We start from the raw sequence: 13,650 nt of genomic DNA, 5'->3' as shown, positions 1-13,650 counted from the left end.
GGCACCCGCTGACAACCGGCATGGCGGGCTCTATCATGACGCCCCAGCCCCCAATTCCTGCGATCACCGATGGCCGACTCAGCATTCTTCTGCCCGCTCACCCACGAAGGCCTGCTCGCCGTACGTGGCGTGGACGCCGCCAAGTTCCTCCAGGGCCAGGTCACCTGCAACCTCGCCTACCTGGACGAGCGCACCACCAGCCTCGGCGCCCGCTGCACCCCCAAGGGCCGCATGGTCTCCAGCTTCCGCATCCTCGCCGAAGGCGACGGCTTCCTGCTGGCGCTCGATGCCCAATTGCTGGAAGCGCAACTGGCCGACCTGAAGAAATACGCCGTGTTCTCCAAGTCTACCCTCGGTGACGAAAGCCCCGACTGGGTGCGCTTCGGCCTCGCCCAGGGCGACGACGTGCTGCAGGGCCTGGGCCTCGAATTGCCGCAGGACGCCGACAGCGTCGCCCGCGCCAACGGCCTGATTGCCCTGCGCCTGTCCGACGGCCGCAGTGAACTCTGGGCCCCACGTTCCGAAGCCGAGGCCCTGCGCACCCGCATCGCCGCGCACCTGCCCGAGGCGCCCCTGGACGCCTGGCTGCTCGCCCAGGTCCGCGCCGGCGTCGGCCAGGTCTTCGCCGCCACCCGCGAGCTGTTCATCCCGCAGATGATCAACCTCCAGGCCGTCGGCGGCGTCAGCTTCAAGAAGGGCTGCTACACCGGGCAGGAAATCGTCGCCCGCATGCAGTACCTGGGCAAGCTCAAGCGCCGCCTGCAACGCCTCGCCCTGTCCGCCGGAGAACGCCCGGCGCCGGGCACCGAACTCTTCTCGCCCGTGCATTCGAGCAGCGTGGGCGAGGTGGTGCTGGCCGCACCGACAGGCCAGGGATTCGAATTGCTCGCCGTACTCCAGGAAGATGCGGTGAATGACGGACGGATCCACCTGGGGACGGCCGATGGCCCTACCCTCGACCTGCTGACACTGCCCTATACCCTGGATGCCGACCGCGAGATTCAGCGCTAGACAGCACCGGCCCGTCCCCTTTTCAAGAGAGCATCCATGAGCAAGCTTGCAGAACGCGTCCAACAAGACCTGATCAACGCCATCGACAACGATGAGCTGGTCCTGCCCACCCTTCCCGAAGTCGCGCTCAAGGTGCGCGAAGCTGCCGAAGACCCGGATGTCAGCATCCCGGCCCTGTCCAAGGTGATCGGCAACGACGCCGCCCTCACCGCGCGCATCATCAAGGTGGTGAACAGCCCGCTGCTGCGTACCAACAAGGAAATCACCGACCTGCAGATGGCCATCAGCCGTCTCGGCATCAACTACACCTGCAACCTGGCCACGGGCCTTGCCATGGAGCAGATGTTCCAGGCCACCTCCGACGTGGTCGACCGCAAGATGCGCGAAGTGTGGAACAAGAGCACCGAGATCGCCGGCATCTGCCACGTGCTCTGCCGCCACTACACCCGCCTCGCCCCGGACCAGGCGACCCTGGCCGGCCTGGTGCACCAGATCGGCGTGCTGCCGATCCTCACCTACGCCGAGGAACACTACGAGCTGCTGGCCGACTCCATCAGCCTCAACCACGTGATCGAGCGCATCCACCCGATCATCGGCGACCGCATCCTGCGTGCCTGGGAATTCCCCGAACCGATCGCCCAGGTGCCGAGCCAGTTCCTCGACTTCACCCGCAACTCGCCCAAGGCCGACTACGTCGACATCGTCCAGGTCGCCACCCTGCAGAGCTACCTGGGCAGCGAGCACCCCTACACCCAGCTCGACTGGAGCCAGATCCCGGCGTTCGCCAAGCTGGGCCTCGACCCGCAGGTGGACATGCAGGCCGACGAAGACCTCTCCGCCGCCATGGAAGCGGCCATGGGCATGCTGCAGTAATACTGCTGCAACGCGCATCCGCGAAAACGTCGCTAGACTCCGGTCATTCCGGAGTCCAAGGAAGTCACGGATGCGCGCCCTACTCCTGCTCCTCTCCCTCTGCCTGAGCGGCGCCTGCGCCGCCCAGGAACTGCGCCTCACCAATGGTGAATGGGCGCCCTATCTCGGCGCGAAGCTGCCTCACCAGGGCGTCGCCTCGCGCATCGTCGCCGAAGCGTTCGCCCTCGAAGGGATCGACGTGCGCTGGGAGTTCTATCCCTGGGCCCGCGCCCTGCGCCTGGCCGAACGCGGCGAACGCGACGGCAGCGCGGTCTGGCTGCGCAATCCCGAACGCGAGGCGCGCTTCTTCGTCAGCGACCCGGTGATCGAGAGCGGCTACTACCTGTTCCACCGCAAGGACCTCCCGCTCGACTGGCAGCGGGTCGAGGACCTCGCCGGCCTGCGCCTCGGCGCCACCCTCGGCTACGACTATGGCGAAGCCTTCCAGCGCGCCGAGGCCGAGGGGCACCTCCAGGTGCAGCGCCTGCCCAGCGAGGAACAGGGCCTGCGCATGCTGCTGGCCGGGCGCATCGACGTGTTCCCGGTGGACAAGATCGTCGCCATCGCCATGCTCCAGGACAACTTCACCAGCGCCGAGCGCGCTCGCGTCAGCTTCCATGCCCAACCGCTGCGCAGCGACACCCTGCACCTGCTGCTGTCGCGCGCCGACCCGGCCAACGCCGAGCGCATGGCCCGCTTCAACCAAGGCCTGGCACACCTGCGCGAAAGCGGCAAGGTCGCCCGCTACCTGCTCGAAGCCCAGCAACCGCTGAGCATGCTGCCCTAGGCCGGCGGAAAGCTGACCCGCACCCGCAAGCCACCCGAGACACCGTCATGCAGGCTGATGTCCGCCAGGTGCGCCCGGCAGATTTCCCCGACTATCGCCAGGCCCAGCCCCGCGCCGCTGACCTGCGACGATCGCCGGTAGAAGCGCTCGAACACCTTGTCGCGGTCCTCGGCGGGAATGCCGCTGCCATCGTCCTCCACCTCCAGCACCGCCGGCGCGAGCACCCGCAGGGTCACATTGCCGCCCTTGGGCGTGTGCGCCAGGGCGTTGTCCACCAGGTTGCTGAGCAGCTCGTTGAGCAGCGTCGGCTCGCCCATCACCCAGGCCAAATCCTCCGCCTCCAGGGCCAGGGCGATGCCCCGCGCATGGGCCAGCGGCGCCAGGGCCATGCCCAGTTCACGGGCCAGTGCGCCCAGTTCGATGCGCTCGGCACCGCCCTCGGCGATGGCCCGCGCGCCGCTCTCGATGCGCGCCAGGGACAACAGCTGGTTGGCCAGATGGGTCAGCCGGTCGGTGTTGGCGGCGGTGTCCTCCAGGGTGCGATACCACTGCGCAGGCTCCCGCTCGCGCAATCCCAGCTCCACCCGCGCCTTGAGCGCCGCCAGCGGCGTGCGCAACTCGTGGGAGGCATCGGCGATGAAATCCGCCTGGCGCTGGAACAGCCCGCGCAGGCGTTCGGTGAACTGGTTCAGCGCATCCACCAGCGGCTTCAGCTCGGTCTGCACCGCCACCACCGGCAGCGGGCGCAGGTCATCGGCCTGGCGCTCCTCCACGGCGTTGCGCAGCTGGTTCAGCGGGCGCAGGGCCGCGCTCACCACCATCCACACCAGGGCCAGGGCCGCCAGCGACATCACCGCCAGGCGCCACAGGGTATCCACCAGCAGGCCCCGCGCCAGGCGCTCGCGGGCCTCCTCGGTCTCGGCCACGCGGATTTCCGCCATGCCGTTGATGCTTTCCTCGCTCACCGGCCGCAGCAGGCTCACCACACGCACGTCGACGCCGTCGTAGCGCGCATCGTAGAAGCGCGCCAGGGCCGGGTAGTCGTCGGTGCGCGGCGTCCCCCTGGGCGGGCCGGGCAGGTTCTCGTAGCCGGAAACCAGCTTCCCCTCGATATCGGTCACCTGGTAGAAGATCCGCCCCGCGCTGTCGTAGGCGAAGGTGTCCAGGGCCACATAGGGCACGTCCGCCTTGAGCCGTCCGTCAGCCTCGTAGAGCCCGGCGGAAATGGCTCGGGCCGAGGCCAGCAGGGTGCGGTCGTAGGCGGTGTCGGCGGCATCGCGGGCGTTGAAGTAGGCAGTCAGGCTGCCGATCACCAGCAGCACCGCGAGCAGCGCCGCAAGGCGCCGCAGCAACCGCCCGCGCAGGCTGCCGGCCTCACGCATCCTGGTGTTCCAGCAGGTAGCCGAGGCCACGGAAGGTGACGATGCGCACCGCACTGCCTTCCAGCTTCTTGCGCAGGCGATGGATGTAGATCTCGATGGCGTCCGGGCTCGCCTCCTGGTCCAGGCCGAACACCTGGGAAGCCAGCTGCTCCTTGCTCATCACCCGGCCGGGCCGGGCGATCAGCACCTCCAGCACCGACTGCTCGCGGGAGGTGAGCGTCAGCACCTCCTCGTCCAGGCTGAAGCGCCGGGTGCCCAGGTCGTAGAGCAGCGGACCGCAGCGCTGCTGCTGTTCACCGCCGAGCACGCTGCGCCGCAACAGCGCCTTGACCCGTGCCTCCAGCTCGGACAGCTCGAAGGGCTTGGCCAGGTAATCGTCCGCGCCGAGGTTGAGGCCGTGCACCCGGTCCTTCACCTCGCCACGCGCGGTGAGCATCAGCACCGGCAACGTCTTGCCCCGCCCGCGCAGGCGCGCCAGCACCTCGAAGCCATCCAGCCGCGGCAGCCCCACATCGAGCACCGCCAGGGCGTAGTCCTCGCTGGCCAGGGCCAGGTCGGCGGCCACGCCGTCGTGCAGCACGTCCACCGTCCAGCCCACGGCCTTGAAGGCCTGGGCGACGCTCTCGGCCAGTTGGGGGTGGTCTTCGACCAGCAGGATTCGCAAGGCGGTGTACTCCGGAGAACGGCGATCGGGCTGAAGTGTAACGGCCGGAAAGCCGCTGTGAATGACGCCGGAGATTTCTTTCACGTTGAAAGCCTGGCGAAAGTTTCAGGCCCTAGCATCCGGCCAGGGTGGCAAGAACCACCCACAGACGCAGGCTCCTGGTCGGGCCCGCGCTAACAAAAACAAGAATTGGAGACCAACGATGCTCACTGCCTCCCGGCAGGCGCTGCCGCCTGTTCGCACCCTCACCCTCGCCCTCGCAGGCTGCACCCTCGCCCCCTTCGCCCAGGCCGACTTCCTCAAGGACAGCTCGGCGACCCTCGAAGCCCGTAACATCTACCTGAACCGCGATTTCCGTGACGGCGACGGCCAGTCCCGCCGCGACGAATGGGCCCAGGGCTTCATCCTCAACATCGAGTCCGGCTACACCGAAGGCACCGTCGGCTTCGGCCTGGACGCACTCGGCATGCTCGGCATCAAGCTCGACTCCGGTCGCGGCCAGAGCGGCACCGACCTGCTGCCGGTGCAGGACGACGGCGGCACCCCGGACGAATACGGCAAGCTCGGCCTCACCGCCAAGGTGCGCTTCTCCAGGAGCGAGCTGCGCCTGGGCAGCCACATCCCCGAACTGCCGGTGGTCAAGGCCAGCGACAGCCGCATCCTGCCCCAGGTGTTCGAAGGCGGCCTGCTCACCTCCAGGGAGATCGAAGGCCTGACCTTCAACGGCGGTCGCCTGCGCGAGGTCAAGGACCGCGCCTCGACCAACTCCGAGGACATCGCCCTGAACAACAAGAACCGCCGCTTCGCCAGCGCTGCCAGCGGTTCGCACTTCGACCTCGCCGGTGCCGACTACGCCTTCAGCAAGCAGCTCACCGGGCGCTATTACTTCGCCGAGCTGGACGACGTCTACCGCCAGCACTTCTTCGGCCTGCTCGCCAGCCAGCCCCTGGGCGCCGGCACCCTCAGCGCCGACCTGCGCTACGCCATCAGCGACGACAGCGGCCGCGCCGCCGCCGGCAAGGTGGACAACCGCGCGCTCAACGGCATGGTCAGCTACGGCCAGGGCAGTCACAAGGTCGGCCTCGGCTACCAGCGCATGAGCGGCGACACCGGCTTCGCCTACGTCGATGGCACCGACCCCTTCCTGGTCAACTTCGTGCAGATCAACGACTTCGCCAACGCCGACCAGCGCTCCTGGCAGGCCCGCTACGACCTGGACTTCGCCGCCATGGGCGTGCCCGGCCTGAGCTTCATGACCCGCTACATCACCAGCGACAACGCCCAGGTCACCGCCAGCGCCGAGGAAGGCCGCGATTGGGAGCGCGACGTCGAGTTCAAGTACGTGGTGCAGAGCGGCACGCTCAAGGACCTCACCTTCCGTGCCCGCCACGCCGGCTTCCGTTCCACCTTCGCCCGTGACGCGGACGAGCTGCGCCTGATCGTCAGCTACGCCCTGCCGATCTGGTGATCCACAATAAGACTCCACAGGAGAACACCGATGAAGATCGCCCTCACCCGCCTCGCCCTCCTCGCCACCGGCCTGCTGCTCTCCAGCCAGCTGCTGGCCGAGCCCAAGCGCCCCGAGTGCATCGCCCCGGCCGCGCCCGGCGGCGGTTTCGACCTCACCTGCAAGCTGGCGCAGAGCGCCCTGATGGACGCCAAGCTGCTGAGCAAGCCCATGCGCGTCACCTACATGCCCGGTGGCGTCGGCGCGGTGGCCTATAACGCCGTGGTCGCCCAGCGCCCCGGTGACGCCGGCACCATCACCGCCTGGTCCAGCGGCTCGCTGCTCAACCTGGCCCAGGGCAAGTTCGGCCGCTTCGACGAGAACGCCGTGCGCTGGCTCGCCGGCATCGGCACCAGCTACGGCGCCATCGCCGTGCGCAGCGACTCGCCCTACAAGAACCTCGACGACCTGGTCAAAGCCCTCAAGGCCGACCCGGGCAAGGTGGTGATCGGCTCCTCCGGCACCGTCGGCAGCCAGGACTGGATGCAGACCGCCCTCCTGGCCAAGGCCGCCGGCATCGACCCGCGCAACCTGCGCTACGTGGCCCTGGAAGGCGGCGGCGAAATCGCCACCGCCCTGCTCGGCGGGCACATCCAGGTCGGCAGCACCGACATCTCCGACTCCATGCCGCACATCCTCGCCGGCAACATGCGCATCCTCGCCGTGCTCTCCGACGAGCGCCTGCCGGGCGAGGACAAGTCGGGCATCCCCACCGCCAAGGAGCAGGGCTACGACATCACCTGGCCGGTGGTACGCGGCTTCTACCTCGGCCCGAAGGTCAGCGACGAGGACTACGCCTGGTGGAAGGCCGCCTTCGACCAGCTGCTGGCCTCCGAGGACTTCATCAAGCTGCGCGACCAGCGCGAGCTGTTCCCCTTCGCCATGACCGGCCCGGAGCTGGACGCCTACGTGAAGACGCGGGTCGCCCAGTACAAGCAGATGGCCCAGGAATTCGGCCTGACCCAGTAAGGCTCACCTCCGCAGCCGGCTGAGCGCCCCGCCAGCCGGCCCTCCGCGCCTTCGACCCGCGAGGAATTCACCATGCTTTTTCAACGCCTGTTCAGTCTGGGCTGGCTCGCTGCATGCCTGGTTTTTGCCGTGCTGGCCTGGGACTACCGCGCCGCCTTCTCCTACGAGCCGGTCGGCCCGCGTGCCTTCCCCCTGCTGATGCTGGGGCTGATGGCCGCCGCGCTGCTCTGGCTGACGCTGCGCCCCACCCCGGTGGCGCACAAGCACGACGAGCAACCGCTGGACGCCGCCAGCCTGCGCAAGGTGGCCGCCTGCATCGCCCTGCTGCTGGTATACGCCGCGCTCTTCGAGCCGCTGGGCTTCATCCTCTCCAGCAGCCTCGTCGGCGTCTTCATGGCGCGCCTCTACGGCGGTCGCTGGCTGCCCAGCGCCATCGCCGCGCTGCTGATCAGCGTCGGCCTCTACCTGCTGTTCGACAAGACCCTCGACGTGCCGCTGCCGCTGGGCGTCCTCGACTTCCTGGAGTGATGACATGGAAACCTTGAGCTACCTGGGCCAGGGCTTCGGCGTTGCCCTTTCCCCCTACAACCTGGTCACCGCGCTGGTGGGCACCCTCATCGGCACCATCGTCGGCCTGCTGCCGGGCCTCGGCCCGATCAACGGCGTGGCCTTGCTGATCCCCGTCGCCTTCGCCCTCGGCCTGCCGCCGGAGTCGGCGCTGATCCTGCTGGCCGCCGTCTACCTGGGCTGCGAGTACGGCGGGCGCATCAGCTCCATCCTGCTCAACATCCCCGGTGAAGCCTCCACCGTGATGACCACCCTCGACGGCTATCCCATGGCCCGCCAGGGCCTGGCCGGTGTCGCCCTGTCGCTGTCGGCCTGGAGCTCCTTCATCGGCGCCTTCATCGCCACCTGCGGCATGGTGCTGTTCGCCCCGCTGCTGGCCAAATGGGCCATCGCCTTCGGTCCGGCGGAATATTTCGTGCTGATGGTGTTCGCCATCGTCGCCCTCGGCGGCATGGCCGGCGACCGGCCGATGAAGACCTTCATCGCCGCCCTGCTCGGCCTGTTCCTCTCCACCATCGGCATCGACGCCAACAGCGGCGTCTACCGCTTCACCTTCGACAGCATCCACGTCGCCGACGGCATCCAGTTCGTGGTGCTGGTGCTGGGCCTGTTCTCGGTGAGCGAGATCCTCCTGCTGCTGGAGAAGACCCATCACGGCCACGTTGCCGTGAAGGCCACCGGGCGCATGCTGTTCAACGTCAAGGAAGCCGCCTCGGTGGCCGTGGTCAACCTGCGCTGCGGGGTGATGGGTTTCATCCTCGGCGTGCTGCCGGGTGCCGGCGCCACCCTGGCCAGCGCCGTGGCCTACATGACCGAGAAAAAGCTGGCCGGCGACTCCGGCAAGTTCGGCCAGGGCGACATGCGCGGCCTGGCCGCCCCGGAAACCGCCATCGGCGCCTCCGCCTGCGGCGCCATGGTGCCGATGCTGACCCTGGGCGTTCCCGGCTCCGGCACCACCGCGGTGATGATCGGCGCACTGACCCTCTACAACATCACCCCCGGCCCGATGCTGTTCCAGCAGCAGCCGGACATCGTCTGGGGCCTGATCGCCTCGCTGTTCATCGCCAACCTCATGCTGGTGATCCTCAACATCCCGATGATCCGGCTGTTCACCCGCATCCTCAACGTGCCCAACTGGGTGCTGGTGCCGGTGATCGCCATCATCACCTCCATCGGCGTCTACGCCGTGCACGCCACCACCTTCGACCTGTTCCTGATGGTCGCCATCGGCATCTTCGGCTACATCCTGCGCAAGCTGGACTTCCCCCTCTCGCCGCTGCTGCTGGGCTTCATCCTCGGCGGGCTGATGGAGCAGAACCTGCGCCGTGCGCTGTCGATCTCCAACGGCGAGCTGGGCATCCTCTGGTCCAGCCCCATCACCCTCGGCACCTGGGCCCTGGTGCTGGTGATGCTGGCCCTGCCGCTGGTGCGCATCTGGCGCCGCCGCAGCGCCCAGCGCAAGGCGCTGGCCGGTGCCTGAGGGCTGGCGCGCCTGGTGGGCCACCCCGCTGGTGGGCGCGGTGGGCGGGCTGCTGGCTAGCCTCGCCCACTGGCCGCTGCCCTGGATGATCGGCGCCCTGGTGGCGGTCATCCTGTTCCGCTGCACCACCCCCTGGCAGATCCGTGACCTGCCGGGGGGCCGCAAGACCGGGCAATGGATCATCGGCATCGGCATCGGCCTGCACTTCTCCCCCGCTGTGGTGGAGCAGGTGCTGGCGCACTTCTGGCTGATCCTCTTCGGTGCCCTGTTCACCACCCTTTCCAGCGTCGCCGCCGTGTGGCTGCTGCGGCGCACCGGGGAAGACCCGGCCACCGCCTTCTTCTCCAGCATGCCCGGCGGCTCGGGGGAAATGGTCAACCTCGGCCTGCGCAACGGCGCCTCCCCCAGCCGCGTGGCGGCCGGGCAGAGCCTGCGCGTGGTGGCCGTGGTGCTTTGCGTGCCGGCGGTGTTCAAGCTGCTGCTGGGCGACGGCCCGGCGCTGCACCCGGCGGCGCCGGTGGACTGGGCCTGGCTGGCCCTGCTAGTGCCCGCCGGCGGGTTGCTGGCCCTGCTCTGGCAACGCCTGCGCCAACCCAATCCCTGGCTGTTCGGCCCGCTGCTGGTCAGCGCCGGCGCCAGCATCCTCTACGACCTGCACCTGGGCCTGCCGCCCGGCGCCAGCCAGGTCGGCCAGTTGCTGATCGGCAGCGGCCTGGGCTGCCACTTCGACCGCGCCTTCTTCCGCCGCGCCCCCAGCTTCCTCGCCCGCACCCTGCTGGGCACCGCGCTGATGATCGGCGCCGCCACCCTCTGCGCCCTCGGCCTGGGCTGGCTCACCGCCCTGGACATCCGCTCGCTGACCCTGGGCATGATGCCCGGCGGCATCGCCGAGATGAGCCTCACCGCCGAGACCCTGCAGCTCTCCGTCCCCCTGGTCACCGCCTTGCAGGTGCTGCGCCTGCTGCTGGTGCTGTTCCTCGCCGAACCCATCTACCGCCGCTGGCGCCAGCGCGCCCGCCCGTAGGTTGGCACCCAGTACAGCGAGGCCGTATCGCGAATGGATTGGCTCCCACGAGGAGCGGCCATTTGATTAACGGATATGTCCCCACGCTCCGCTTGGCGGGGGCCCTGCCCTATCCTCTGCCCATCGCCTGCCGCCGACGGTAATCCCCCATGCCACGTCCGCGCCTCCACCGCACCACCCGCTGGCTGACGCTCCTGGCGCTGCTGCTGACCCTCGGCGCCTGCAGCCGGCTGGACCTCGCCTACCGCAACCTCGACTGGCTGATCCCCTGGTCCATCGCCGACTACGTCAGCCTCGACAGGAGCCAGCGCACCTGGCTCGAACCGCGCATCCAGGCGCACCTGCGCTGGCATTGCAGCACCCAGTTGCCGCGCTACGCCGCCTGGCTGCAGGAGGTGGAGCGCCTGGGCCAGGCCGACCAGCTGGACGCCGACGCCTTGCTCGGCCACATGCAGCTCTTCAAGGAGGCGGTCGACGCCGTCGCCGTGGAGATCACCCCGACCACCGTCACCTTGCTGCAGGGCCTCAGCGCCGGGCAGGTGGAGGAGCTGAACGCCTCGCTGGACGAGAAGGAGCGCACGCTGCGCCGGGAACACCTGATCCCTCGCGACGAGCAGATCGAGCAACGCCGCGAACGCATGGAGAAACGCCTCAAGCCCTGGTTCGGCAAGCTCTCCGCGCAACAACAGGCGACGGTCGATGCCTGGGCCGATAGCCTGGGCGACAGCAATGCGCTGTGGGTGGACAACCGCAAGCGCTGGCAATCAGCCCTGCGCAACGCCCTCGCCGAACGCGACGGCGCGGGCTTCGCACCGCGCATCGCCGCCCTGCTGCAGGAGCGGGAGGCGTTCTGGAGCGAGGCCTACCGGGTCCACTTCGAGCGGGGCCAGGTCGCCCTGTCGCAACTACTCGCCGACCTGTTCAACGACGCCAGCGCCAGCCAGCGCGAGCGCCTGCGCACCCGGCTGCAGGACCTGCGGCAGGACATCCAGCAGTTGCAGTGCCCGACGGCCTGAGCCCGCCTCAGCCGCGCAGGCGCGCGCCGATCCAGGCCAGCACTGCCGTGGCCAGGCACAGGTGGAACAGGTCGACCCGGGGAATCCCGAGCCAGTCGCCCTGGGTACCGATCACCAGCCCCGCCAACAGGAACGCCAGCGAACCGGCCACCGCCAGCCCCCAGCGCCGGGAACGCCCCGGCCAGGCCAGCGTCGCCAGGGCCAGCGCATTGCCCGCCAGCGCGACGGCGGGCGGCGCCAGCAGCATCGCCGCCGCCAGGCCCAGCATCACCAGGTGACGCGTCGCGCCCCGCAGCCAGACGAAGGCGATCAGCGGCAGGCCGATGCGCGAAGAGATGAACGCGAGTTGGCGGTGCGCCTCGTCAAGGGCGCCGAGCCCCGCATAGAGCGCAGCCCCGAAAAGCGCCGCCAGCGCCATCGAGACGAAGCCCGCCGCGCGCCAGCCCTGGCGCTCGCGCCCGTGGAGCCAGGCGGCCAGGAGGCAGGCGCTGGCCAGCAGCAGCTCGCCGCCGACATGGAGGATCAGCATCGGGGTGGAAGCGGGCATGGGGCGTCCTGTCTTGGGCCGTTGGGGATGCCCGGCAGGCTATAGCGAGGGCTGATCCGACGCATGGCGGCTCACGCCAAAGCGCGCGACGCCATGCGCCAGTGCCGTCAGAGCGGCGGCACGCGCCAGTCGATGGGCGCCAGGCCGTGCTGTTCGAGGAACTTGTTGCAGCGGCTGAAGTGGCCGTTGCCGAGGAAGCCGCGGTAGGCCGACAGCGGCGAAGGGTGGGCGGAACGCAGCACCAGGTGCTTGGTGGAATCGATCAGGCGCTGCTTGCTCTGCGCGTGGGAACCCCACAGCAGGAACACCAGGTTCGGCTGGTGCGCGCTGACCACCTCTATCACCCGGTCGGTGAACGGCTGCCAGCCCTGGTTGGCGTGGGAGCCGGCGCGAGCCTGCTCCACGGTCAGCGAGGTATTGAGCAGCAGCACGCCCTGCTCGGCCCAGCTCTGCAGGTGGCCGTGGTCGGGCATGTCGATGTTCAGGTCGCGCTTGAGCTCCTTGTAGATGTTCAGGAGCGACGGCGGGATGGGCACGCCCGGCTGCACCGAGAAGCACAGGCCATGGGCCTGGCCGGGGCCGTGGTAGGGGTCCTGGCCGATGATCACCACCTTCACCTCGTCCAGCGGGGTGGAGTTCAGCGCGTTGAAGATCAAGGGGCCGGGCGGGAATATCACCTTGCCGGCGGCCTTCTCGGCGCGCAGGAACTCACCCAGCGCCTTCATGTAGGGCTTGTCGAACTCCTCGCGCAGGGCTTCTTTCCAGCCCGCTTCGAGCTTTATCCGATCAACGGTCTCGGTCATGTCTCTTCCAGTTCTCTGGCGCCTTGCGGCGCGGATGAGGCGGGCGAAGGCCGCTCAATGGTCGGGCACCCTAAAAAATGCCCTCTACTCTTGTCAATCAAGGTGGAACATGGAGATCGCATCCGATGGACAACCGCCACGATGGCCTGAAGTTCTCGCTCTACAGCAGCTTCCTCAAGGGCAACGCCAAGGTGCCGCAGATGCCGGAGACGTCCCTGCGCCTGCGCAAGCTGCTGGCGTCCGAGCACGCCTCACTGGAACAGGTCACCCGTCTGCTGCACAGCAACCCGCCGCTCGCCGCCTACCTGCTGCAATTCGCCGAGACCCCGATGCTGCGCAACCTGCGCCAGGGCGTGAACCTGCAGGAGGTGATCGCGCGCCTGGGCATGCAGCGCCTCAACAACCTGGTGCTCAGCTTCGCCATCCAGCACCTGTTCACCAGCCAGGACCCGGCCCTGCAGAAGGTCTTCCGCACCCGCTGGAACGCCGCCCTGCTCTGCGCCGCCCACAGCGCCTGCCTGGCCCAGTTGCTGACGCGCCTGCCCCTGGAAGACGCGCTGCTCGCCGGCCTGGTGCAGGACATCGGCAGCCTGCCGTTGCTCGACGAGCTGGAGCGCTGGCCCGAGGTCTCACGCGCCGAGGACGACCTGCAACGCCTCTGCGACCAGCTTTCTGCGGATGTCGGGGTGATCGTGCTCACCAGCTGGAAGCTGCCGCCGCAGCTCATCGACTGCGCGCGCAACCGCAGCGAATGGTGCCGCGCGCACAAGGGCACGGCGGACCTGGTGGACGTGGTGCAGGTCGCCCGCCAGCTGGCCGCGCGGGAACTCGACGATGAGCAGCTGGTGCAGCTGCCCGCCTGGCAGCGCCTGCTGGGCGAACGCCTCGACAGCCTGCCGCCGGAGGCGGTACGCGCGGAGCTCGCCAGCGAGGTGGGCTTCTGGTTCAAGCTGCTCGGCGGCAAGGGCCACGCCTGAACCG

General features: G+C 68.9%; 14 protein-coding genes. 10 read left to right on the top strand and 4 right to left on the bottom strand.

The window, feature by feature from the left end:
- Positions 1-69 precede the first annotated feature (69 nt).
- From ygfZ to ACYJSS_RS07695, 3 genes are all read left to right on the top strand, one after another.
- Positions 70-1,011: a CAF17-like 4Fe-4S cluster assembly/insertion protein YgfZ gene (ygfZ, locus tag ACYJSS_RS07705; protein WP_236204474.1), complete on the top strand. Its 942-nt coding sequence runs from the start codon at positions 70-72 to the stop codon at positions 1,009-1,011.
- A gap of 36 nt (positions 1,012-1,047) precedes the next feature.
- Entirely contained in the window at positions 1,048-1,884 is an 837-nt protein-coding gene (locus ACYJSS_RS07700) for an HDOD domain-containing protein (protein ID WP_111260507.1), read from the top strand.
- Positions 1,885-1,954: 70 nt separating this feature from the next.
- Complete coding sequence (locus ACYJSS_RS07695) at positions 1,955-2,710, top strand: substrate-binding periplasmic protein (RefSeq protein WP_236204475.1); 756 nt, start codon at positions 1,955-1,957, stop codon at positions 2,708-2,710.
- Here ACYJSS_RS07695 and ACYJSS_RS07690 read toward each other — a convergent pair.
- Together ACYJSS_RS07690 and ACYJSS_RS07685 are read right to left on the bottom strand one after the other, a co-directional pair.
- Entirely contained in the window at positions 2,707-4,092 is a 1,386-nt protein-coding gene (locus ACYJSS_RS07690) for a sensor histidine kinase (RefSeq protein ID WP_236204476.1), read from the bottom strand. The two genes, ACYJSS_RS07695 and ACYJSS_RS07690, sit on opposite strands and share 4 nt — an antisense overlap.
- Complete coding sequence (locus tag ACYJSS_RS07685) at positions 4,085-4,756, bottom strand: response regulator (RefSeq protein ID WP_111260504.1); 672 nt, start codon at positions 4,754-4,756, stop codon at positions 4,085-4,087. The genes ACYJSS_RS07690 and ACYJSS_RS07685 overlap by 8 nt, the downstream gene beginning before the upstream one ends.
- 202 nt (positions 4,757-4,958) lie before the next feature.
- Between ACYJSS_RS07685 and ACYJSS_RS07680 the strand changes: the two genes are divergently transcribed.
- The 6 genes from ACYJSS_RS07680 to ACYJSS_RS07655 all read left to right on the top strand — a co-directional run bounded on the left by ACYJSS_RS07680 (position 4,959) and on the right by ACYJSS_RS07655 (position 11,319).
- Positions 4,959-6,224, top strand: coding sequence for an OprD family porin (locus tag ACYJSS_RS07680; protein ID WP_236204477.1), 1,266 nt, complete (start codon positions 4,959-4,961; stop codon positions 6,222-6,224).
- Positions 6,225-6,254: 30 nt separating this feature from the next.
- Complete coding sequence (locus tag ACYJSS_RS07675; RefSeq protein ID WP_236204478.1) at positions 6,255-7,232, top strand: Bug family tripartite tricarboxylate transporter substrate binding protein; 978 nt, start codon at positions 6,255-6,257, stop codon at positions 7,230-7,232.
- Between the two features lie 72 nt (positions 7,233-7,304).
- Positions 7,305-7,760 (top strand): tripartite tricarboxylate transporter TctB family protein, encoded by a 456-nt coding sequence (locus tag ACYJSS_RS07670; RefSeq protein WP_111260501.1) that lies wholly within the window; start codon positions 7,305-7,307, stop codon positions 7,758-7,760.
- 4 nt (positions 7,761-7,764) lie between these two features.
- Positions 7,765-9,279, top strand: coding sequence for a tripartite tricarboxylate transporter permease (locus ACYJSS_RS07665; RefSeq protein WP_111260500.1), 1,515 nt, complete (start codon positions 7,765-7,767; stop codon positions 9,277-9,279).
- Positions 9,272-10,303 carry an AbrB family transcriptional regulator gene (locus tag ACYJSS_RS07660; RefSeq protein ID WP_236204479.1) on the top strand — a complete coding sequence of 344 codons (1,032 nt, stop codon included), beginning with the start codon at positions 9,272-9,274 and terminating at the stop codon, positions 10,301-10,303. Before ACYJSS_RS07665 ends, ACYJSS_RS07660 begins: the two co-directional genes overlap by 8 nt.
- Positions 10,304-10,452: 149 nt before the next feature.
- Positions 10,453-11,319, top strand: coding sequence for a DUF6279 family lipoprotein (locus ACYJSS_RS07655; protein WP_236204480.1), 867 nt, complete (start codon positions 10,453-10,455; stop codon positions 11,317-11,319).
- A 7-nt stretch (positions 11,320-11,326) separates the two neighbouring features.
- On the opposite strand, the gene ACYJSS_RS07650 is transcribed toward ACYJSS_RS07655, so the two are convergent.
- Positions 11,327-11,866 carry a hypothetical protein gene (locus ACYJSS_RS07650; protein WP_236204481.1) on the bottom strand — a complete coding sequence of 180 codons (540 nt, stop codon included), beginning with the start codon at positions 11,864-11,866 and terminating at the stop codon, positions 11,327-11,329.
- Between the two features lie 107 nt (positions 11,867-11,973).
- A complete protein-coding gene (gene ung, locus ACYJSS_RS07645) occupies positions 11,974-12,669 on the bottom strand; it encodes a uracil-DNA glycosylase (protein ID WP_111260497.1) in 696 nt (231 codons plus the stop codon).
- A gap of 125 nt (positions 12,670-12,794) precedes the next feature.
- On the opposite strand from ung, the gene ACYJSS_RS07640 reads away from it, so the two are divergent.
- Positions 12,795-13,646, top strand: a complete 852-nt coding sequence (locus ACYJSS_RS07640; protein WP_111260496.1) for an HDOD domain-containing protein — start codon at positions 12,795-12,797, stop codon at positions 13,644-13,646.
- The last annotated feature ends 4 nt before the right edge of the window (positions 13,647-13,650 follow it).

It is taken from the genome of Pseudomonas sp. No.21, assembly GCF_054558415.1.
This window is presented reverse-complemented; position numbering and strand designations above follow the sequence as displayed.